The 20,112-nt window shown below is 69.9% G+C and carries 20 protein-coding genes; 11 read left to right on the top strand and 9 right to left on the bottom strand.

Annotated features, from left to right (window positions below; genetic code table 11):
* Positions 1-80 precede the first annotated feature (80 nt).
* The 5 genes from V5F61_RS07625 (at position 81) to V5F61_RS07605 (ending at position 6,669) form a co-directional block, all read left to right on the top strand.
* Entirely contained in the window at positions 81-1,103 is a 1,023-nt protein-coding gene (locus V5F61_RS07625) for an LLM class flavin-dependent oxidoreductase (RefSeq protein WP_393988888.1), read from the top strand.
* A gap of 94 nt (positions 1,104-1,197) precedes the next feature.
* The gene (gene ybaK / locus V5F61_RS07620; protein WP_393988887.1) at positions 1,198-1,671 is read left to right on the top strand and encodes a Cys-tRNA(Pro) deacylase; all 474 of its coding nucleotides are present in this window, start codon (positions 1,198-1,200) and stop codon (positions 1,669-1,671) included.
* Between the two features lie 195 nt (positions 1,672-1,866).
* Positions 1,867-3,639 carry a methanol/ethanol family PQQ-dependent dehydrogenase gene (locus V5F61_RS07615; RefSeq protein WP_393988957.1) on the top strand — a complete coding sequence of 591 codons (1,773 nt, stop codon included), beginning with the start codon at positions 1,867-1,869 and terminating at the stop codon, positions 3,637-3,639.
* A gap of 75 nt (positions 3,640-3,714) precedes the next feature.
* Complete coding sequence (locus V5F61_RS07610) at positions 3,715-6,072, top strand: Orn/Lys/Arg family decarboxylase (protein WP_393988886.1); 2,358 nt, start codon at positions 3,715-3,717, stop codon at positions 6,070-6,072.
* A gap of 24 nt (positions 6,073-6,096) precedes the next feature.
* Positions 6,097-6,669 carry a GNAT family N-acetyltransferase gene (locus V5F61_RS07605; protein ID WP_393988885.1) on the top strand — a complete coding sequence of 191 codons (573 nt, stop codon included), beginning with the start codon at positions 6,097-6,099 and terminating at the stop codon, positions 6,667-6,669.
* 117 nt (positions 6,670-6,786) lie between these two features.
* Here the strand turns inward: V5F61_RS07605 and V5F61_RS07600 are convergent, their stop codons facing one another.
* The 5 genes from V5F61_RS07600 to V5F61_RS07580 form a co-directional block, all read right to left on the bottom strand.
* On the bottom strand, positions 6,787-7,263 hold the full coding sequence (locus V5F61_RS07600) for a J domain-containing protein (protein ID WP_393988884.1): 477 nt from the start codon (positions 7,261-7,263) through the stop codon (positions 6,787-6,789).
* Positions 7,264-7,443: 180 nt separating this feature from the next.
* Positions 7,444-8,682 carry a phosphoglycerate dehydrogenase gene (serA, locus tag V5F61_RS07595; RefSeq protein WP_394104024.1) on the bottom strand — a complete coding sequence of 413 codons (1,239 nt, stop codon included), beginning with the start codon at positions 8,680-8,682 and terminating at the stop codon, positions 7,444-7,446.
* 310 nt (positions 8,683-8,992) lie between these two features.
* Positions 8,993-10,381, bottom strand: a complete 1,389-nt coding sequence (locus tag V5F61_RS07590) for an ATP-binding protein (protein ID WP_393988883.1) — start codon at positions 10,379-10,381, stop codon at positions 8,993-8,995.
* Positions 10,378-11,109: a response regulator gene (locus tag V5F61_RS07585; RefSeq protein ID WP_393988882.1), complete on the bottom strand. Its 732-nt coding sequence runs from the start codon at positions 11,107-11,109 to the stop codon at positions 10,378-10,380. Before V5F61_RS07585 ends, V5F61_RS07590 begins: the two co-directional genes overlap by 4 nt.
* A 275-nt stretch (positions 11,110-11,384) precedes the next feature.
* Positions 11,385-11,936, bottom strand: coding sequence for a MarR family winged helix-turn-helix transcriptional regulator (locus V5F61_RS07580; protein ID WP_393988881.1), 552 nt, complete (start codon positions 11,934-11,936; stop codon positions 11,385-11,387).
* 257 nt (positions 11,937-12,193) lie between these two features.
* Between V5F61_RS07580 and V5F61_RS07575 the strand changes: the two genes are divergently transcribed.
* Entirely contained in the window at positions 12,194-13,087 is an 894-nt protein-coding gene (locus tag V5F61_RS07575) for a branched-chain amino acid aminotransferase (RefSeq protein ID WP_393988880.1), read from the top strand.
* Positions 13,088-13,184: 97 nt separating this feature from the next.
* On the opposite strand, the gene V5F61_RS07570 is transcribed toward V5F61_RS07575, so the two are convergent.
* The 3 genes from V5F61_RS07570 to V5F61_RS07560 all read right to left on the bottom strand — a co-directional run bounded on the left by V5F61_RS07570 (position 13,185) and on the right by V5F61_RS07560 (position 14,944).
* Complete coding sequence (locus tag V5F61_RS07570; RefSeq protein ID WP_393988955.1) at positions 13,185-13,940, bottom strand: SDR family NAD(P)-dependent oxidoreductase; 756 nt, start codon at positions 13,938-13,940, stop codon at positions 13,185-13,187.
* Positions 13,941-14,228: 288 nt separating this feature from the next.
* Positions 14,229-14,693, bottom strand: a complete 465-nt coding sequence (locus V5F61_RS07565) for a phage holin family protein (RefSeq protein ID WP_393988879.1) — start codon at positions 14,691-14,693, stop codon at positions 14,229-14,231.
* Complete coding sequence (locus V5F61_RS07560; RefSeq protein ID WP_393988878.1) at positions 14,690-14,944, bottom strand: hypothetical protein; 255 nt, start codon at positions 14,942-14,944, stop codon at positions 14,690-14,692. The genes V5F61_RS07565 and V5F61_RS07560 overlap by 4 nt, the downstream gene beginning before the upstream one ends.
* A gap of 127 nt (positions 14,945-15,071) precedes the next feature.
* On the opposite strand from V5F61_RS07560, the gene V5F61_RS07555 reads away from it, so the two are divergent.
* Together V5F61_RS07555 and V5F61_RS07550 are read left to right on the top strand one after the other, a co-directional pair.
* On the top strand, positions 15,072-15,698 hold the full coding sequence (locus V5F61_RS07555; protein ID WP_393988877.1) for a 2-hydroxychromene-2-carboxylate isomerase: 627 nt from the start codon (positions 15,072-15,074) through the stop codon (positions 15,696-15,698).
* A gap of 138 nt (positions 15,699-15,836) precedes the next feature.
* Positions 15,837-16,265: a hypothetical protein gene (locus tag V5F61_RS07550; protein WP_393988876.1), complete on the top strand. Its 429-nt coding sequence runs from the start codon at positions 15,837-15,839 to the stop codon at positions 16,263-16,265.
* A 12-nt stretch (positions 16,266-16,277) separates the two neighbouring features.
* Here V5F61_RS07550 and V5F61_RS07545 read toward each other — a convergent pair whose 3' ends face one another.
* Positions 16,278-17,234 carry an alpha/beta hydrolase gene (locus tag V5F61_RS07545; RefSeq protein ID WP_393988875.1) on the bottom strand — a complete coding sequence of 319 codons (957 nt, stop codon included), beginning with the start codon at positions 17,232-17,234 and terminating at the stop codon, positions 16,278-16,280.
* Positions 17,235-17,339: 105 nt separating this feature from the next.
* Here V5F61_RS07545 and V5F61_RS07540 point away from each other — a divergent pair, with 105 nt between their 5' ends.
* The 3 genes from V5F61_RS07540 to V5F61_RS07530 all read left to right on the top strand — a co-directional run bounded on the left by V5F61_RS07540 (position 17,340) and on the right by V5F61_RS07530 (position 20,071).
* Positions 17,340-17,807, top strand: coding sequence for a secondary thiamine-phosphate synthase enzyme YjbQ (locus V5F61_RS07540; RefSeq protein ID WP_393988874.1), 468 nt, complete (start codon positions 17,340-17,342; stop codon positions 17,805-17,807).
* A gap of 82 nt (positions 17,808-17,889) precedes the next feature.
* A complete protein-coding gene (locus V5F61_RS07535; protein WP_393988873.1) occupies positions 17,890-18,606 on the top strand; it encodes a LuxR C-terminal-related transcriptional regulator in 717 nt (238 codons plus the stop codon).
* Positions 18,607-18,724: 118 nt separating this feature from the next.
* A complete protein-coding gene (locus tag V5F61_RS07530; protein WP_393988872.1) occupies positions 18,725-20,071 on the top strand; it encodes an AmpG family muropeptide MFS transporter in 1,347 nt (448 codons plus the stop codon).
* Positions 20,072-20,112 lie beyond the last annotated feature (41 nt).

Here is a 20,112-nt window from a genome sequence, read left to right as displayed (position 1 = left end):
ATGCACGCGGGCGAGGGGATGCGGTGGCCGCAATCGCCACCTACCTTCAGGGGTACCTTCCCCCTCGCGCGGTATCCATCGTGAAGAAGATCGGCTTTCTGTCCTTCGGGCACTGGACCCCCTCCCCCGGCTCCGGCACGCGCTCCGCGGCCGATGCGCTGCTCCAGTCCATCGAGCTTGCGGTCGCGGCCGAGGAATCGGGCGCGGACGGCGCCTATTTCCGCGTCCACCACTTCGCCCGCCAGCTCGCCTCGCCCTTCCCGCTGCTGGCGGCGGTGGGCGCCCGCACCCGCCGCATCGAGATCGGCACCGCCGTCATCGACATGCGCTACGAGAACCCGCTCTACATGGCGGAGGATGCCGGCGCGGCCGATCTCATCGCCGGCGGACGGCTCCAGCTCGGCATCAGCCGCGGCTCGCCGGAGCAGGTGATCGACGGCTGGCGCCATTTCGGCTACGCGCCGGCGCCCGGCGAGAGCCCGGCCGACATGGCGCGGCGCCACACGGAGGTGTTCCTCGACGTGCTGCGCGGCGAAGGCTTCGCCCAGCCCAATCCCCGGCCCATGTTCCCCAACCCGCCCGGCCTGCTGCGGCTGGAGCCCCACGCGCCGGGCCTGCGCGAGCGCATCTGGTGGGGCGCAGGCTCCAACGCCACGGCGGAATGGGCGGCACGGCAGGGCATGAACCTGCAGAGCTCCACCCTCAAGGATGACGAGGGCGGGCTGCCCTTCCATGTGCAGCAGGCGAACCAGATCCGCGCCTATCGCGCCGCCTGGAAGGCCGCCGGCCACACGCACGAGCCGCGCGTTTCCGTGAGCCGCAGCATCTTCGCGCTGGTGGACGACCGCGACCGCGCCTATTTCGGCCACGGCGGCGAGGAGCGTGACCAGGTAGGCTTCCTCGACGAGACGACGCGCGCCATCTTCGGCCGCTCCTATGCCGACGAGCCGGAGGCGCTGGTGCGCCAGCTCGCGGCCGACGAGGGCATCGCCGAGGCCGACACCCTGCTCCTCACGGTGCCCAACCAGCTCGGGGTGGATTATAACGCCCATGTCATCGAGGCGATCCTGAAGCATGTCGCCCCCGCCCTCGGCTGGCGCTGAGCGCGTTTCGGGATCGCGGGATTCGACGCATGCCCCGCGCCAGCCATCGCCCGGCGCGGGGCATGCGCGAAAGGGAAGCCGAGGGACGGACGGCATGTCCAAGGCCACGCGCGCCACCAGGGCGCTGGAGCAGGCGAAGATCGCCTTCACCGTGCACACCTATGATTACGACCCTGACGCCGACAGCATCGGCCTGCAGGCGGCCGAGGCCATCGGCGAAGCGCCGGAGCGGGTGCTGAAGACCCTCATGGTGCTGGTGGACGGGCGCCCCGCCTGCGCCGTGGTGCCATCCGACCGGGAGGTCTCCATGAAGAAGCTGGCGGCGGCCTTCGGCGGCAAGTCGGCGCAGATGATGAAGCCCGCCGAGGCCGAGCGCATCGCCGGCTACAAGGTGGGCGGCATCAGCCCCTTCGGCCAGATGCGCCCGCCGCGCGTGGTGATGGAGGAGCAGGCGCTCGCCCAGCCCCATGTCTTCATCAATGGCGGCCAGCGCGGGCTCCAGGTGCGGCTCGACCCACGCGCGGCGGCGGAGGCGCTGAACGCCATCGTCGCCCCCGTGGTCGCCTGAGGCCGGCGCCCCCGCCCCTGCGGCAGGTTGCGCGGGCACGGCGCGGGCGCCAAAGTTCCCCGGCGCGGCGGCATGTTCGCCGCGCGAGAACGGACGAACCGCGCCTCAAGACGCGGCCACCGGGAGGACGAGGCCATTCACACGCAAACGCGTCCGGCGCGGGGAAAGACGCGCGCCGCCATCGCCACAGGGCTGATGCTGTGCGCCCTGCCCGCCGCTGCCAACGAGGACGTGCTGCGGCGGGCCGCCGGCGGCCGCGAGCAGGTTCTGCAAACGGTGGACTACGCCAACACCCGCTATTCCCCGCTCGACCAGATCGACGCCGGCAATGTCGGGCGGCTGAAGGTGGCCTGGACCTTTTCCACCGGCGTGCTGCGCGGCCACGAGGGGGCGCCGCTGGTGGTGGGCGACATCATGTATGTCCACACGCCCTTTCCGAACGTGGTCTACGCCCTCGACCTCGCCCACGACGGGCGCATCCTGTGGAAATACGAGCCGCGCCAGTCGCGCGCGGTGGCCGCCGTCATGTGCTGCGACCTCGTCTACCGGGGCCTCGCCTATGCGGAAGGCATGGTGTTCCTGCACCAGGCGGACACCACCATCGTCGCCCTCGACGCCCTGACCGGGGAGAAGCGCTGGTCCGCCGTCAACGGCGACCCCGGAATCGGCGAATCCAACACCGCCACCGTGATGCCGGTGAAGGACAAGCTCATCGTCGGCATCGCCGGGGCGGAGTTCGGCGCGCGCGGCCACCTCACCGCCTACGGCATGAAGGACGGCAAGCGCCTGTGGCGCGCCTACAGCACCGGGCCGGATGCCGAGATGCTGGTGGACCCAGAAAAGACCACCGCCCTCGGCCGCCCCATCGGCCCGGATTCTTCCCTCCAAAGCTGGCAGGGCGACCAGTGGAAGACCGGCGGCGGCGCCACCTGGGGCTGGTTCGCCTATGACCCGAGGCTGAACCTGATCTATTACGGCACCGCCAACCCCTCCACCTGGAACCCCTCCCAGCGGCCGGGGGACAACAAGTGGTCGCAGTCCATCTTCGCCCGCAACCCGGACACGGGCATGGCGAAATGGGTCTACCAGATGACGCCCCACGACCAGTGGGACTATGACGGCGTCAACGAGATGATCCTGACCGATCAGGAGGTGGAGGGGAGTGCGCGCCCCCTTCTCACCCATTTCGACCGCAACGGCTTCGCCTACACCCTCGACCGCGAGAGCGGCGACCTGCTGCGCGCCGACAAATACGACGCCAGCGTCAACTGGGCGACCGGCATCGACATGGACAGGGCGAGCCCCGGCTTCGGCCGCCCGATCCTCGACCCCGCCTATTCCACGCAGGCGCGGGGCGAGGACGAGACCTATACCGGCATCTGTCCGGCCGCCATCGGCACCAAGAACCAGCAGCCGGCCGCCTTCTCGCCGCAGACGCGCCTGTTCTACGTGCCGGTGAGCCGCATGTGCATGGACTACGAGCCCTTCCATGTGGACTACGCTCCCGGCCAGCCCTATGTGGGCGCCACCCTCACCATGTATCCCGCCCCCGGCGGCGAGGGCCGCACCGGCGGCTTCATCGCCTGGGACGCGCGCGCCGGCCGGCCCGCATGGTCGCGGCCGGAGCAGTTCTCGGTGTGGTCCGGCGCCCTTGCCACGGCCGGGAACATCGTGTTCTACGGCACGCTCGAAGGCTATCTGAAGGCGGTGGACGCGCACACGGGCGCGGAGCTCTACCGTTTCAAGACACCGTCCGGCATCGTCGGCAACGTCACCACCTACATGCATGCCGGCCGGCAATATGTGGCGGTGCTCTCCGGGGTGGGCGGCTGGGCCGGCATCGGGCTCGCGGCGGGGCTCACCGATCCCGAGGACGGCTCGGGCGCCAACAAGGCCTATGCGGCGCTCGGCAGCTACACCGCGCTCGGCGGCCAGCTCACCGTGTTCACCCTGCCCGATGGAGAGTGAGGCCCCGGCGCGACACTGTCGTGGTCCTGTCATCGAACCGAACCACATCTGCCACCGGATCAGCGCGGGTGCCCCATGGACTATTTCAGACGCTTCACCTTCCTCTTCGCGACCCCGACCTTCGACGCGGAGGACCTGGAAGGCGCCCGCTACAACCAGATCGTGGCGGAGATCGAGCGCTCCGGCTTCGAGGTGGTGCGCGCGCGCAACCTGGAAGATGCGGAGATCGCGGTGCAGACCGATGCCGCCATCGGCTGCATGATGGTGGACTGGGGCAAGAAGGGCCTGGAGGGCAAGACCGCCGCCCTCATCAACCTGATGCGCCGGCGCGGGCTCGATTTCCCCATCCTCCTGCTCATCCGCCGCAAGCGGCTGGAGGATGTGCCGGTCGAGGTGCTCGACTTCATCGACGGCTACGTCTTCCTCTCCGAGGAGACGCCCGCCTTCATCGCCAAGAACCTCATCAGCCGCCTCAAGAAATATGCCGACACGCTGAAGACGCCCTTCTTCGGCGCGCTGGTGGACTATGCCCAGGAGGGCAACCAGCTGTGGACCTGCCCCGGCCACAACGGCGGCATGTTCTATTCCAGGAGCCCCATCGGCCGGGTGTTCATGGAGCACCTGGGCGAGGCGGTGTTCCGCGACGACCTCGACAATTCGGTGCTCGACCTCGGCGACCTGCTCACCCACGAGGGGCCGGCCCTGGCGGCGCAGAAGGAGGCGGCGAAGATCTTCGGCGCCGAGAAGACCTATTTCGTGCTGAACGGCACCTCCACCTCCAACAAGGTGGCGCTCTCCGCCCTTGTCACCGACGGCGACCTGGTGCTGTTCGACCGCAACAACCACAAGGCCGCCCACCACGGCGCGCTGCTGATCTCCGGCGGCATCCCGGTCTATGTGCCGACCGCGCGCAACGCCCACGGCCTCATCGGCCCCATGGACTTTTCCGCCTTCGACGAGGACACGCTGCGCGAGCGCATCCGCACCCATCCGCTGGTGAAGGACAAGGACGCCTGGAAGAAGGAGCGCCCGTTCCGCGTGGCGGTGGTGGAGCAGTGCACCTATGACGGCACCATCCACAATGCCGAGATGATCCTCGGGAAGATCGGCCATCTGTGCGAATACATCATGTTCGACGAGGCCTGGGCGGGCTTCATGAAGTTCCACCCGCTCTATGCCGGCCGCTTCGCCATGGGGCTGAAGGACCTGGGGCCGGACAGCCCCGGCATCATCGCCACCCAGTCCACCCACAAGCAGCTCGCGAGCTTCTCCCAGGCCTCGCAGATCCACATGAAGGACCGGCACATCAAGGGCCAGAAGCGGCGGGTGGAGCACCGGCGCTTCAACGAAAGCTTCATGCAGCACGCCTCCACCTCGCCCTTCTACCCCCTGTTCGCCTCACTCGACGTGGGCGCGCAGATGATGAAGGGCCGCTCGGGCGAGGTGCTGTGGGACGACACCATCCGCCTCGGCATCGAGCTCAGAAAGAAGATCCGCGCGGTCCGGCGCGAGTTCGAGGAGAAGGAGCAGCGTCCCGAGCGGCAGTGGTTCTTCGAGCCGTTCGTGCCCGACCGGGTGCAGATCCCCGATGCCGCGCGCCCCGGCGGCGTGCACGACGTGCCGTGGGAGAGCATCTCCACCGACCTGCTCGCCTCCGATCCCGCCTTCTGGCAGCTCGCGCCCGGCGCGGCATGGCACGGCTTCTCCCGCATGGAGCCGGGCTTCGCCATGACCGATCCCAACAAGCTGACCCTGCTCACCCCCGGCTTCGACCCGAAGACCGGCGCCTACACCGAGCACGGCATCCCCGCGCCCGTGGTCGCCCAGTATCTGCGCGAGAACCGCATCGTCGCCGAGAAGAACGACCTCAACTCGCTGCTGTTCCTGCTCACCCCCGGCGTCGAGGCCTCGAAGGCGGGCACGCTGATCTCGGGCCTCGTCGCCTTCAAGAAGCTGCACGACGACAACGCGTTGCTGGAGGAAGTGATCCCCGAGTTCTCCCGCCGCCGCCCGGCCCGCTATGCGGAGGTGCGCCTCAAGGACCTGTGCGGCGCCATGCACCGCTTCTTCCGCGAGGCCAACGTCAGCGCGCTCCAGGCCATGCAGTTCCGCGCCGAGCACCTGCCGCCGATCGCCATGTCGCCCCATGACGCGGCCCGCTGCCTGGTGCGCAACGACGTGGACTACCTGCCCATCGGCGACATCCTCGGCCGCATCGCCACCACGCCGTTCGTGGTCTACCCGCCGGGCATCGCCACCATCGTGCCGGGCGAGCGCATCACCGAGCAGGCGAAGCCCATGATCGACTATCTCAAGATGTTCGAGGCGTGCTTCAACACCTTCCCCGGCTTCGAGGTGGAGATTCAGGGGGTCTATCGCGAGACGGATGCGTCCGGCCGCGTCAGCCTTCATACTTACGTGGTCGCGGAATAGAGCGGGGGAGCCTCGGGTTCGGTCATGGAGCAGGAACAGGAAAAGGCGAGGGGCATCGTCGTCCGCCCCTCGCGGGACACCGACGTCGACGCCATGCTGGCGATCTACCGCCGCCACATCCGCCGGGGCGTGGAGGACGGAGTGGAGGACGAGGGCACGCCGGAGCCCGATGACCTGCGCGATCGCCGCAAGAATCTCAAGAACCGCCGCCTGCCCCACCTCGTCGCCGCGCTGGACGACCAGGTGGTGGGCTATGCCTATGTGGTGCTGTTCCGCAAGCGGCCCGCCTACCGCTATACGGTCAAGCACTCCATCTACATACACCACGAGCACACCGGCCAGGGGGTCGGCGGGCTGCTCATCAACGCGCTGATCGACGCCTGCGCCGCCGCCGGCTTCCGCCAGATGATCGGCTACATCGACGCCGACAACACCGCCTCGCTGGCGCTGCACGAGCGGGTGGGCTTCACACGGGTGGGGCACCTGCCGGCGGTGGCCTATCGCTATGGCCGCTGGGCCGACAGCATCATGATGCAGCGGGCGCTGGGGCCGGGCTCCGCCACGCCCCCGCCGCCGCTGCCGCTCTCCACGCGCTGAACGGCCGGCGCGCCACAGGCCTCCACGAAAGCCGGGCTCCTGGGGGCTGCGCTTTTTCCTCCATGGGCTGGGATGCGACATGCCCCAGCGAACAGCCGGACAGGAGCCCGACGCGCCCTAGGATGCCGCCGCGAACAAAGCGAGCAGGGCGTCGCGGGCCTCGGCGATGCGGCGGTAATGGGCATCGCTACCGCCGGCATCGGGATGGGCGGACTTGGCGAGGCGCCGGAAGGCGGCATTGATCTGCGTCACCTCCAGCACGCCCTCCACCGGCAGGTCGAGGGCCTCCCGGTGGACCCGCCCGCCATCGCCCGGCGCTGGCGCCGACATGAAGGCCCGGCGCGTCCTCAGCGCCTCGGCGCGCAGTTCCACCTGATCCTGCCGCCACCGCGCGCGCGACATGACGAGGCAGGCGCCGAACGCGATCCGCCCCTCCGCCTCCAGCTCGTCGAGGCTGAACGGGCCGACGATGCCATAGGGCGGATCGAGGAAGCCGAGCCGCCCCGCCTCACCCGCCTCGACCCGGCCGATGCTCACCATGTCGAGGATGCCCAGCGAGCCGTTCCAGATGACCCATTGCTCGTTGTCCGCCATGGCCGCGCGCGCTTCCATACAAAAGCCGGCACGGCACCCCCTCGTTTTGTGCGGAAGGGCGCGCGACGGCAGGAATACGCACTGCCATGCAGGTTCGGCGCCAACCGGACGCGACCCCGGAAACGACGACGGCCGGAGCGCCCCGAGGAGCGTCCGGCCGCGCAGGCGATGAAGGGTCGATCAGATCTTGTATTCGTACAGCAGGCGAGCGCGGATGGTGCCCTCCAGCGCGCGGATCTCCTCCAGCACGCGCTGGGTGTCGGCGGCGGAGGCGTCGGCGTCCAGCACCACGTAGCCCACGTCGGCATAGGTCTCGTAGTATTGCGCCGCGATGTTCACCGCATGGCGCGCCAGCACCTCATTCAGCCGGCCGAGCATGCCGGGCAGGTTGCGCTGCACCTGGATGAAGCGGGTGCCGAGAGGGCGGGCCGGAAGCTGCACCTCGGGAAAGTTCACCGCGCCCACGGTGGAGCCGGTGTCGCTGTAGTCGAGCAGCTTGCGCGCCACCTCGGAGCCGATGCGCTCCTGCGCCTCCACGGTGGAACCGCCGATGTGCGGGGTGATGATGACGTTCTCAAGCCCCTGGAGCGGCGAGTTGAAGCGCTCACCGTTGGCGCGGGGCTCCACCGGGAACACGTCCACGGCGGCGCCCAGCAGGCGGCCTTCGCGCAGCACCTCGGCGAGGGCGTCGAGGTCCACCACCGTGCCGCGGCTGTTGTTGATGAAGTACGAGCCGGGCTTCATCGTCGCGAACTCGGCGCGGCCGATCATGTTGTGGGTGGCCGGCGTCTCCGGCACGTGCAGGCTCACCACGTCGCTCTGCGCGAGCAGCTCGGCGAGGGTGGCCGTGGGCTCGGTGTTGCCGAGGCGCAGCTTGTCCATGATGTCGTAGAAGATGACGCGCATGCCCATGGCCTCGGCCAGGTTCGAGAGCTGCGAGCCGATGTTGCCGTAGCCGATGATGCCGAGCGTCTTGCCGCGCACCTCGAAGCTGTTGGTGGCCGACTTGTCCCAATCGCCCTTGTGGGCGGCGGCCGAGCGCGAGGGGATGCGGCGCAGCAGCATCACGATCTCGCCGATCACCAGCTCCGCCACGGAGCGGGTGTTGGAGAAGGGGGCGTTGAACACGGGAATGCCGTGGACGCGGCAGGCGTCGAGATCCACCTGGTTGGTGCCCACGCTGAAGCAGCCCACCGCGATCAGCCGGTCGGCGGCCTCCAGCACCTTGGCGGTGACGTGGGTGCGCGAGCGGATGCCCAGCAGGTGCACGCCCTTCACCGCCTCCAGCAGCGCGTCGCCTTCCAGCGCCTTGCTGAGGCGCGTGAGGTTGGTGTAGCCGGCAGCCGTCATCATCTGGACAGCGCTGTCGTTCACGCCTTCAAGCAGCAGCACCTTGATCTTGTCCTTGGACAGCGACAGGTGCGGCGTATGGGAATTGCTGTCGTTCACGATCTCGGCGTCCTTCAGCGGAGAATGGGCAAATAGCGGGAAACCGGAGTGGAAAGCTCGGCTCGGCACGGCGGATTCTTCGCCCGCGGCGCGCTGATCCGCAGGCGGGCGAGAACTTAGCGCTTTTGAGCCCCGCGTCTAGGCTCTGAGGGCGCCCCGACCCCTCCGAAAGTCGCGCGGACGTGCATTTGTGAACTTCGGTCGCACCACCCGCAGGCCGGGGGCTAGGGCGTACCGCTGCATACAACAAGCACGGGGCCGATCCCCCTGCCTCGCGGCCTCAGACCGGGATGCGCACCGTGGCGCGCAGGCCCCCGAGCGGGCTGTCGGCGAGCACGATGTCGCCGCCATGGGCCCGCGCCACGTCCCGCGCGATGGACAGGCCGAGGCCGGAGCCGCCCTCGTCCTGGTTGCGCGCGTCGTCGAGCCGCAGGAAGGGGCGGAACACCTCGTCGCGCTTCTCCTCGGGAATGCCGGGGCCGTCGTCGTCCACGTTCACGATCAGCCAGCGGGCGTCGCGGGCGCCGGAGATATCCACCGTGTCGGCGTGGCGCACGGCGTTGTTCACGAGGTTACCGATGCAGCGCTTGATCTGCTCGCCCTTCACCTCCACCAGCGGCGGCCCCATGAAGCTCGCGCTGGCCATGGCGCCGTCGCGCTCGGCGTTCTGGCGCAGGTCCTCGATGATGGCGCCCATGTCTGTGAGGACGGTGGGCTCGCCGGTGTCGCCGCGCGCGAAGGCGAGATAAGCCTCCAGCATGCCCTGCAGCTCGTCCACGTCCTTTTTCAAGGCCGCGGTGTCGGCATTGTCCGGCAGGAAGGCCAGCTCCAGCTTGAAGCGGGTGAGGATGGTGCGCATGTCGTGGGAGACGCCCGCGAGCATGGCGGTGCGCTGCTCGATCTGCCGCTCGATGCGCCGTTTCATCTCCAGGAACGCCACAGACGCCCGCCGCACCTCGCGCGCGCCGCGGGGGCGGAAGCTCTCGACGTCGCGCCCCTTGCCGAACGCCTCGGCGGCATCGGCCAGGTCCTCGATGGGGCGGATCTGGTTGCGCAGGAACAGGATGGCGACGGTGAGCAGCACCAGCGAAGTGCCCACCATCCACAGGAGGAAGATGTGGGAGTTGGAGGCGTAGGCGGTGTTGCGCTGGGCGAAGATGCGCAGCACGGCGTCCGGCAGCTTCACCCGCACCTCGATGAGGTTGGAGCGGCCCACGGTATCGATCCAGAACGGCTGGGTGACGCGCTGGCCGATCTCCCGCGAGAGGGCGCTGTCGAGCACGGAGAAGAACGGCTTGGGCCCCGGCGGCGGCAGCGGATCAGGCGGCAGCACGGCCACATTGAGCTGGAGATTGCGCCAGGCGATGCGCCGCAGGGCGGCATAGTCGTCCGCCGGCGGCAGCTCCCCATAGAGCGCCACCACCGCCGAGATGTCCTGGCTGACGGCGGCCGAGAGCCGGCGCGTCACCGTATTGTAGTGGCGCTCCATGAACACGAACGCCACCACCGACTGCAGCAGCACCATGGGCGTGACGATGATGAGCAGGGAGCGCGGGTAGAGTCCCTTCGGCGTCACCCGGTTGAACCAGTGGCCGAAGCGGTGGTTCGCCTCCTTCAGCACGCGTGCAGCGCGGCCGAGGCCCGAAAGGGTGCCATGCGCGAGGCTCAAGGCGTAACCACCAGCCGGTAGCCGATGCCGCGCACCGTCTGCAGATAGATCGGATTGGCGGGGTCGCGCTCCAGCTTGCGGCGCAGGCGGTTCACCTGCACGTCCACCGCCCGCTCGCTGGTGGCCCCGCCGCCGGCGAGGGCGAGGCGCGGCACCGTCTCGCCGGGCTCCTCGGCAAGAGTGCGCAGCATGTCGCGCTCCCGCTCGGTGAGGCGCACGATCTCCCCGTCGCGGGTCAGCTCGCCACGCTCCAGGTGGAAGGTGAAATCGCCGAAGCGCACGCTCTCGATGGCCTTCTGCGGCGGCGGCAGCGCCCGCTTCAGGATGGAGCCGATGCGCAGCAGCAGCTCGCGCGGCTCGAACGGCTTGGCGAGATAATCGTCCACCCCCGCTTCCAGGCCGGTGATGCGGTCCTCGGTCTCGGCGCGGGCGGTGAGCATGAGGATCGGCACGGCGGAGGTCTGCCGCAGCGCGCGGGCGAGGTCGAGCCCGCTCTCGCCGGGCATCATCACGTCCAGCACCAGGAGGTCGAAGGTGAGGCCCTCCAGCCGGCTGCGCGCCTCGGCGGCGGAGGCGGCGGTGGTGACGCGGTAGCCGTTCTCCACCAGCAGGCGCGAAAGCAGGGTGCGGATGCGGTTGTCGTCGTCCACCACCAGCAGGTGGGGCACGTCGTCCGGCAGCGGCGCCGCCGGGCGGCCCTCGGCGCTCGTCTCCGTCGGATCAGGCATCACGCAGCTCCCCCGTGGACCGGCCCGCGGGGACCGGCGCTGATGGACCGGCCCGCCGCCGGCCGCGCTCGCCCTCCGGCTTGCACGGCGGACGCGGCCCGCGTCAAGTCCGGCCGGCGGGCCCTCGCGCTTGCGGGGTGCCGCCGTGCGGGGTGCAGGATGCTTCCACGCTCACACGCCGCGCGGGCTTCAAGGTATTCCACGCTCAGGCGCCGCGCGGGCTTCAAGGTATTCCACGCTCAGGCGCCGCGCGGGCTTGAGGCGCCGCGAGGGGCTCACGCCCCGCGGGCGCGGCGGGCGCGGTCGGCGCGCTGGATCAGGCGCTCGACCGCCGCGCGGTCCTCCGGGTCGATCATCGCAAGCAGGAAACGGTGCACCGTCTCCTCGGAGCCCGGCCCGGCCGCGTCGAGGGCGCGGGCGATACGACGACTCTGGATGCCCACGAAGTCCCGCGCGAGCTGCTCGGCCTTGTGCGTTGGATAGAGCAGGCGCTGGCGCCGGTCGGCGGCGCCGGCCCGGCTTTCCACGAAGCCCTCGTCCACCAGCTCGCGCAGCACCCGGCCGAGGCTCTGTTTGGTGATCTGGAGGATGTCCAGCAGGTCCGCCACGCGCATACCCGGGTTGCGATTCACGAAGTGGATCACACGGTGGTGCGCGCGCCCGAAGCCGATGGGCGCCAGAATCTCGTCGGGATCACCCACGAAGTCCCTGTATGCGAAGAACAAAAGCTCAATCAGGTCCACCAGCGGCACACCATCGCGGATGTCCTCCGGCGCGGTGCGCGCGGAGGGATCGGCCGGCGCGGGAGCTGTATTTATGTCAGCCATATTGACTTTTTCGGTGCGATCGTTACCTAGGATGGCAGTTTCGCGAAACGATCGGTCGCCGTCGAGCAAAAACGTGATCGAACATTACGCGAGAGGGCATGCCGGTTGCCACTCCCTGGAGCCGGCGTAAAGATATTCCCATGGACGACCGCTGCAAAGGCTCTGCGCCGAGGACGCACGCGCCGCGACCGCAGCCTTCGGCGGAAGTCCCGGGAGAAAGCCGCGCGGACGACGCGGCCGGAACAGGAGCAAGAACGATGAGCGCACCCGGTATCCCCATGGATCAGCGCGAAGGCTGGATCTGGTTCGACGGCGCCTTGGTGCCCTGGGCGGATGCCAAGATTCACGTGCTCACCCATGGCCTGCATTATGCCAGCACCGTGTTTGAGGGCGAGCGCGCCTATGGCGGCGAGATCTTCAAATCCATCGAGCATGCCGAGCGCCTGCGCCATTCCGCCGAGCTCCTGGACTTCACCATTCCCTATTCCATGACCGAGATCGTCGCCGCCAAGAAGGCGACTCTCGACAAGAACGGCCTCATCAACGCCTATGTGCGCCCCGTCGCCTGGCGCGGCAGCGAGACGCTGGGCGTCGCGGCGGAGCACAACAAGGTGCACCTGGCCATCGCCGTGTGGGAGTGGCCGAGCTATTTCGACCCCGAGCAGCGCACCAAGGGCCTGAAGATCGACCTTGCGGAGTTCCGCCGCCCCGACCCGGCGACCATCCCCTGCAAGGCCAAGGCCGCCGGCCTGTACATGATCTGCACCATCTCCAAGCACCGGGCCGAGCGGCGCGGCTTCGCGGACGCGATGATGCTCGACTATCGCGGCTACGTGGCCGAGTGCACCGGCGCCAACATCTTCTTCGTGAAGGACGGCGTGATTCACACCCCCCTCGCCGACTGCTTCCTGGACGGCATCACCCGCAAGACGGTGATCGAGCTCGCCCATCGCAACGGCATCGAGGTGCAGGAGCGCCACATCAAGCCCGAGGAGCTGGCCGGCTTCTCCGAGTGCTTCGTCACCGGCACCGCCGCCGAGGTGACGCCGGTGGGCTCCATCGCCGACTGGCACTTCACGCCCGCGAGCGTCACCCACCAGCTCATGGACGCCTACACCGCCGAGGTGCAGGCCAAGAAGAAGGCGGCCTGAGCAGGCGGCCCGGAACCGGCCGCGGCGCCTTCCCGGCGCCGCGCCACGGCAAACACCCCTCGCGCCCCGCGGCACGAGGGGTTTTTCATGCCCGGCCTCAGACGTGCTGGCCGCCGTTGATGTGGATCTCGGCCCCATTGAGATAGGACGAGATGTCCGTGCACAGCACGTAGATGATCTTTGCCACCTCCTCCGGCGTGCCCAGGCGCTGCATGGGGATCTGCGCCACGATCTTCTCCGTGCCGGGCGAGAGGATGGCCGTGTCGATCTCCCCCGGTGCGATGGCGTTCACCCGGATGCCGCGGCGCCCGAAGTCGGAGGCCATCTCCCGCGTCAGCGCCGCCAGCGCCGCCTTGGAGGTGGCATAGGCCGCCCCCGCGAAGGGATGCACCCGCGAGCCGGCGATGGAGGTGACGTTCACCACCGAGCCCCGCGCCTTCTCGAGCTCCGCCGAGAGGCCCCGCGCCAGGATGATGGGCGCGAAGAAGTTCACCTGGAACACGTCCACCCAGGTTTCGAGATCCGTGTCGAGGGTGCCGAGGCGCGAGCCGCCCTCACCCTTGGGCGAGATGGCGGCATTGTTCACGAGCGCGTGGAGGGCGCCGTCGGGCAGGCGGCGCTTGACCTCGGCGATGGCGGCAAGCGTGCTCGCCGGGCTCGACAGGTCCACCTGCAGGTGGTCCTCCGGGCCCGCGCCCCAGGGACACTTCTCGGGAAAGGCATGGCGCGAGCAGGTGATGACCCGCCAGCCGGCGGCCGAGAACAGCTTCACCGTGGCATGGCCGATGCCGCGCGAGGCGCCGGTGAGCAGCATCACCGGCTGCCCGCCCTCGCGCACGTTCGCGCGCGGCATCGCCCCGTCATGGGTCGCATCCGCGGGCATGCCGCCCATGGGCGCCGCCGCCGTGGACGCGCCGTGAGCCACCGGGCAGCGCGGCGCGGACGGCTCGGGAGAAGAAGCGGGCGGGGGTGCCGCGGCACCGGTCTCGACTGACGCGGCGCGCGCATCTGCGGTGGCGGAAGGCTCCGCATGGGGGCATCGGGGCGCGTCGGTCATTGGCCATCCTCCCGTGACCCGTCCGGCGATGGCAGTCACCCCGCGGGGGTGCCGCAGCGGGGCGCGCGGGTCAAGGGCGCCGCATCAGCCCTTCCGGCGAAAGCCCTTGAGCACGGTGTTGAGCAGCGACAGCACCACCGCCGGCAGGGCGCTGTCCAGCGGGTTGCGCACGAAGGCCGCGAGCCGCGTCGCCTCTGCCCCCACTGACCGCAGATCATTGTTGACGGCGGCGAGGGCGGCGCCGTGCACCTCATTGGCGATCTGAAGCTCGCGACCCGGCTTCACCTGGGCGCCGAGAAGGGCGAGCAATCCCGCCAGCACCACCGCGCCGCCGCCGACAATGAGGGCGGCGAGGATGGGGCCGTAGTGGGCCTCCAGCGCCAGAAAGCCGGCGATGCCCAGCATCACCAGCCCGAACGCCCCCACCACCCCCGCCACGGCGAAGAAGGCGGACTTGGTGGCCGCCCGCCGCAGGTGGATCTCGGCGATGATGAGATCCGCGCGCAGCAGCACGCGCGCGTTCCGCACCAGGGTATCCAGATCGGTCATCGTCCCCTGCCCCATTTCCAAAGACCGCCGGCCACCACCCCCGCCAGCAGGCACAGCCCCGCGCTCGCGAACGGGTGCGCCTTCACCCACGCCATCGTGCGGGAGAGCGCGGCCTCCGCGTCTTTCAGCTCCACCCCAGCGGCGGCACGCGCCCGCTCTACCGCCGCGTGGGCGGCCTCCCGCGGGCGGACGGCTTCAAGATCAGCCTGAAGCGCCGAGAGCCGTGAAGCGAGGGAGCTGCTGTCGATCATGCCATTTCCCGCCGAGATGCGGCGCGCGTTTTACAGCATGGACCGCCGGGGGGCCCGCCGGCAAGCGTCGCGCGCCCTGCCTGCCACACGCGGTGCTGCTATAAGGAGCGGCAACGGAGGACCAAGCATGGCGCGGCGCATCGATTATTACTTCTCCACCATCAGCCCGTGGGCCTTCATCGGCCACGCGCCCTTCACCGCCGTCGCCGCGCGGCACGGCGCAGAGGTCGCCTTCCACCCGGTGGCGCTCGGGCCCGTCTTCGCCGAGAGCGGCGGCCTGCCCCTTTCCCAGCGCGCGCCCCAGCGCCAGCGCTACCGCATCCTGGAACTGCAGCGCTGGCGCGTGAAGCGCGGCATCGATTTCCATCTCCACCCCGCCTTCTGGCCGTTCGATCCCACCCTGGCCGATCGCACGGTCATCGCCGCGCTCCAGGCTGGCCACGGGGTGGAGCGCCTGCTGCCGGGCCTGTTCGCAGCGGTGTGGCAGGGCCAGCGCAACCTGGCCGATCCCGCCGAGGTGGCCGCCATCGCCGATGCCGCGGGCCTGCCCGGCGCCGCGCTGGTGGAAGCGGCAACCGGCGAGGACGCCGGCGCCGCCTACGCGGAGAACCGCGCCCGGGCGATCGCGGCCGACGTGTTCGGCGCCCCCTCCTATGTACTCGACGGCGAGGTGTTCTGGGGCCAGGACCGCCTCGACCTGCTGGATGACGCGCTCGCCAGCGGCCGCGCGCCGTTCCGCGCCGATGCCGGCTGAGACCGGAGGCCGGCGCGCATGACTCAGGAGCCCTTGCTCAAGCCCGCGCGGCGTTTGAGCGAAGCGGCGCGGCCGCCCCGCTTCGGCCCCGATCCTGCCGGACATTCCAGGCCGAAGGTTCCCCCGCAAGGAGGCGCGATGACCATGCCCGCCCGTTCCGCCGTGCCCGCCCTGGTGGCCCTCGCCGTGGCGGGACTGCTCGCCCTGCCGGGCGCGGCCCGCGCCGAGGGCGAGCCGCCGCAGCAGCCGCGCTTCGCCTTCGCGCCCGTGGAGGGCGGCGCCCTCAAGATGGACACGCAGACCGGGCAGGTCTCGCTCTGCACCAAGGGCGCGGGCGGCTTCGCCTGCATCGCAGTGCCCGACACACGCGACGCCTACGAGGCGGAGATCACCCGCCTTCAGGCCGAGATCGCCGCCCTGAAGAAAGGCGCGACGGCCCCCGGCGCCCCCCCGCAGGCGGAGCCCTCCGACATGGACCGCGCGCTGGACTACGCTACCCACCTCTACCGGCGCTTCCGCCAGCTTATCGACGAGATGAACGCCCCCGACCGCGGCGAGACGCTCTGAGCCGGCGCCACGTCAGAAGGTGGAGAGGAACTCGTCCATCTTCTTCAGCGCCTGGTCGGCCAGGGTGCCGGGGAAGCCGATGAAGACGTGGCAGCCGCCGGGATAGACGCCGAGCGAGGTCTCGTTGCCGGCGGCGAGCCAGGCATTGGCCATGAACAGCGTGTCGTCGAGCAGGGGATCGCGGGTGCCCACCGTGAACATCGCCTTCGGCAGGCCCTTCAGGTTGGCGAGCAAGGGCGAGACGTCCGGGTCGTCGGCGCGGCCTTCCAGGCGCAGGTAGCCGGTGATGAAATGTTCCACGTCGCTGCGGTTGATGACGAGCGGCAGGTCGCCCCAGTTGCGCACCGAAGGGGTGAGGCGCAGGTCGTAGCAGCCGGCGGTGAGGTTCGCGGCGGAAAAGGGCGTAATGCCGTGGCGGTCGCGCAGGCGCACGAGGGTGGCGACCACCAGCGTCGCCCCACCCGATTCGCCGCCGATGGCGAAACGAGTGGTGCCGAAGCGGTTCTGCGCCTCGCGCAACAGCCACAGCGCTGCCGCCTCGCAGTCATCCGGGCCGGCGGGATAGGGCTCCTCCGGCGCGAGCCGGTAGTCCACCGAGACCACCGCGAGGCCGCAGCGCGCGGCGATGCGGTCCGTGAGGTTCTCGTTCTCGCGGGCCGAGCCCAGGGTCCAGCCGCCGCCGTGGATATGGAGATAGACGCCCTTCGGCGCGCCGTCCGGCATCAGGATGCGCAGTGGGATGGGCCCGCGCGGGCCGGGAATGGTCTCCACGTGGGCGCGCGGGCTCTCGGGCGGCAGGGCGAAGGTGCCCTTGCCGGCGAGCCGCGCCGCCCGCACCAGGGGCAGCGGCACCAGCCACCGGTCAGGCACCGCCAGCATCGCCTTCACGATGGCGTCATTCACCATCCGCGTGTCGACGGCGACGGCGGACTCCTCAAACACCACGGAATCGAGAACGAGCTTCGACATCGGGGCTCCTGCCTCGCGAGTCACTAATCGGGCGGCGTCAAGGTTGCAGGCCGGGCCGCGAGAGGCAATACAGTCCCGCAACCGATGCAGTGCAGGCATGCCACCATGTTCCGTCTCGACCGCACCCCCGCCCGCGTGAGCCCCATCGACACCCATGCCGAATGCCGGCTGACGGTGCCGACGGAGGGCGAGGGCTTCACCGAGATCACCCGCGAGGCGGAAGCCTTCCTGGTGGAGATCGGCGCCCGCGAAGGGGTGCTCACCGCATTCTGCCGGCACACCTCCGCATCCCTGACCATCCAGGAAAACGCGGATTCCGACGTGCAGCGCGACCTGCTCACGGCCCTCGGCCGGCTCGCCCCGCGGGATGCCGGCTGGGTGCACGACACCGAGGGGCCGGACGACATGCCCGCCCACATCCGCACCTTCCTCAGCGGGGTGAGCCTCTCCATTCCGGTGAGCGAGGGGAGCCTTGCCCTCGGCACGTGGCAGGGCGTCTACCTCGTGGAGCACCGGAATGCACAACACAGACGGGAAGTGGTATTTGCCTTCACCGGTCACGCAGGAGTTTGAGGCATCCGCTTGCCACAGCTTCGCCACGGATCGATGATTTCGAAAGATGATTCGTTGCGCGGGCGGTGCGCGGCGAGGAAGAATGTGTCCGGGAACGGGTAAAAACGCAGAAGCTTCCGGGGAGGGTGCATTGGGAGAAGCCGCGGGAAGTGAATTGCGTCTGGTCATCGCCGATGACCATCCCCTGTTCCGCGGCGCCCTCAAGGAAGCTGTGCTGAGCCACCACCCGCGCGCGACCATCATCGAGGTCGGCACCTTCGACGCGCTCACCGCTTTCCTGGACCGCGACAACGAGCTGGATCTCGTCCTGCTCGATCTCACCATGCCCGGCGCGCGCGGCTTCTCCGGCCTCATCTACCTGCGCGCGCAATATGCCACGCTGCCCGTGGTGGTGGTCTCCGGCAACGAGGAGCCGGCGGTGATCCGCCGCTGCCTCGATCTCGGCGCCTCCGGCTTCATTCCCAAGACCATGGACACGCGGCAGATGCGCGACGCCATCTCCGACGTGCTGAAGGGCGAAGCCTTCGTGCCGCCGGACATCGCCCCCGGCGCCGGCGGCGACGGAGAGACCGACGCCATCATCGCCCGCCTCTCCACCCTCACGCCCCAGCAGGTGCGGGTGCTGATGATGCTGGCCGAGGGCCGCCTCAACAAGCAGATCGCCTACGAGCTCTCTGTGTCCGAGGCGACGGTGAAGGCCCACGTCTCCGCCATCCTGCAGAAGCTCGGGGTGGAAAGCCGCACCCAGGCCGTGATCGCCGTCTCCAAGGTGGAGACCGGCCTGTGGACCCAGGCCTGAGCCCGGCGCGGGTGCCCGGCGGAGGCGTTTTCTTAACGCACCCGGTGTTCACTGCGGCCCCGCGCGCGGCGAGCCGCCACCGCGACAGGCAACCGACCGGATTTCGCGTGGACCCACGATGAGCGACCACACCGCCCCCTCGACGCCCGCGGCGCGGCGCTCCTTCCTCGATGCCCTCACCGTCTATGCGCGCCCCAGCGTGCTGGTGGTGATTCTGCTCGGCTTCTCCTCCGGCCTGCCGCTGGCGCTCACCGGCACCACGCTCTCGGTGTGGATGACCGAGAGCGGCGTGAGCCTCGGCAGCATCGGCCTGTTCTCGCTGGTGGGTCTGCCCTACACGCTGAAGTTCATCTGGGCGCCGCTGGTGGACGCGCTCGACGTGCCCGTGCTCTCGCGCCTGCTGGGGCGGCGGCGGGGCTGGCTGCTGGCGACCCAGCTCGCGCTCCTGGCCGGCATCCTCTTCCTCGGGGCGCAGAACCCCCTCGCCTCGCCCTTCATGGTGGCGCTGGGGGCGCTGGTGGTGGCCACCGTCTCCGCCACCCAGGACATCGTGGTGGACGCCTTCCGCGTGGAGCGGCTCGATACCTCCGAGCAGGCGGCCGGCATGGCCGGCTATGTGGCCGCCTACCGCATCGGCATGCTCGTGTCCGGCGCCGGCGTCATCGCCCTCGTGGCCTATCTGGAGGCGCACGGCGCCGTGCGGGCCGACGTGTGGTTCTGGGGATATGTGGCGGCGGCGGCCTTCGTCGCCGTGGGCATGCTCGCCACCCTCATGGCGCGCGAGCCCGCCGCCCCCGTGCGCGAGGAGGGGGTGGGCGCGGTGGCCCGCGTCACCTCCACCGCCATCGGCGCCTTCAGCGAGTTCCTGGCGCGCGAGCAGGCGGTGACGATCCTGCTGTTCGTTCTGCTCTACAAGTTCTGCGATGCCTTCGCCGGCGTGCTCACGGCGCCGTTCGTCATCTCCATAGGCTTCGACAAGGCGACCTACGCCGGCATCGTGAAGGGCGTGGGGCTGGGCGCGGCGCTGCTCGGCGGCTTCGCCGGCGGCTTTATCGCCCGCGCCCTGCCGCTCGCCACCTGCCTGTGGGTGGGCGGGGTGCTGCAGATCCTCTCCAATCTCGCCTTCACCGCCCAGGCCCTCATCGGCGTGAACGCGGCGGCGCTCACCGCCACCATCGTGGTGGAGAATTTCACCGGCGCCATCGGCACCGTGATCTTCGTGGCCTACCTCTCGGCCCTGTGCGGCGCGCGCGCCCACACCGCCACCCAATATGCCCTGCTGACCGCGCTCACCGCCGTGGGCCGCACGTTCCTGGCCTCCGGCGGCGGCTTCATCGCAGAAGCCACGGGCTGGCCGGTGTTCTTCGTCATCACCGCCTTGGCGGGGCTGCCGGGCCTTGCCCTGCTGGCCTTCCTGCAGGCGCGCGGCCACTTCCGCACCCTCGCGCACGAAGACCGGGACTGAAGGCGCCCCGCCCTCCCCCCCGTGACGCGCCTGCCCCCGGT

It is taken from the genome of Xanthobacter sediminis (assembly GCF_043195015.1).
GTDB lineage: Bacteria > Pseudomonadota > Alphaproteobacteria > Rhizobiales > Xanthobacteraceae > Xanthobacter.
Note: the sequence above shows the minus strand (reverse complement) of the source record. Positions and strands in the feature narration are given on the sequence as shown.

Excerpts from the sequence above, each read along its gene's own strand:
- V5F61_RS07575 (WP_393988880.1), top strand. The coding sequence starts at position 12,194 with ATGAGCGCACCCGGTATCCCCATGGATCAGCGCGAAGGCTGGATCTGG.
- V5F61_RS07570 (WP_393988955.1), bottom strand. The coding sequence starts at position 13,940 with ATGCCGCGCGCGAACGTGCGCGAGGGCGGGCAGCCGGTGATGCTGCTC.
- V5F61_RS07605 (WP_393988885.1), top strand. The coding sequence starts at position 6,097 with ATGGAGCAGGAACAGGAAAAGGCGAGGGGCATCGTCGTCCGCCCCTCG.
- V5F61_RS07560 (WP_393988878.1), bottom strand. The coding sequence starts at position 14,944 with ATGATCGACAGCAGCTCCCTCGCTTCACGGCTCTCGGCGCTTCAGGCT.
- V5F61_RS07585 (WP_393988882.1), bottom strand. The coding sequence starts at position 11,109 with ATGCCTGATCCGACGGAGACGAGCGCCGAGGGCCGCCCGGCGGCGCCG.
- V5F61_RS07600 (WP_393988884.1), bottom strand. The coding sequence starts at position 7,263 with ATGGCGGACAACGAGCAATGGGTCATCTGGAACGGCTCGCTGGGCATC.
- V5F61_RS07615 (WP_393988957.1), top strand. The coding sequence starts at position 1,867 with ATGCTGTGCGCCCTGCCCGCCGCTGCCAACGAGGACGTGCTGCGGCGG.
- V5F61_RS07535 (WP_393988873.1), top strand. The coding sequence starts at position 17,890 with ATGTGTCCGGGAACGGGTAAAAACGCAGAAGCTTCCGGGGAGGGTGCA.
- V5F61_RS07610 (WP_393988886.1), top strand. The coding sequence starts at position 3,715 with ATGGACTATTTCAGACGCTTCACCTTCCTCTTCGCGACCCCGACCTTC.
- V5F61_RS07565 (WP_393988879.1), bottom strand. The coding sequence starts at position 14,693 with ATGACCGATCTGGATACCCTGGTGCGGAACGCGCGCGTGCTGCTGCGC.
- V5F61_RS07550 (WP_393988876.1), top strand. The coding sequence starts at position 15,837 with ATGACCATGCCCGCCCGTTCCGCCGTGCCCGCCCTGGTGGCCCTCGCC.
- V5F61_RS07555 (WP_393988877.1), top strand. The coding sequence starts at position 15,072 with ATGGCGCGGCGCATCGATTATTACTTCTCCACCATCAGCCCGTGGGCC.
- V5F61_RS07545 (WP_393988875.1), bottom strand. The coding sequence starts at position 17,234 with ATGTCGAAGCTCGTTCTCGATTCCGTGGTGTTTGAGGAGTCCGCCGTC.
- V5F61_RS07530 (WP_393988872.1), top strand. The coding sequence starts at position 18,725 with ATGAGCGACCACACCGCCCCCTCGACGCCCGCGGCGCGGCGCTCCTTC.
- ybaK (WP_393988887.1), top strand. The coding sequence starts at position 1,198 with ATGTCCAAGGCCACGCGCGCCACCAGGGCGCTGGAGCAGGCGAAGATC.
- V5F61_RS07540 (WP_393988874.1), top strand. The coding sequence starts at position 17,340 with ATGTTCCGTCTCGACCGCACCCCCGCCCGCGTGAGCCCCATCGACACC.
- V5F61_RS07580 (WP_393988881.1), bottom strand. The coding sequence starts at position 11,936 with ATGGCTGACATAAATACAGCTCCCGCGCCGGCCGATCCCTCCGCGCGC.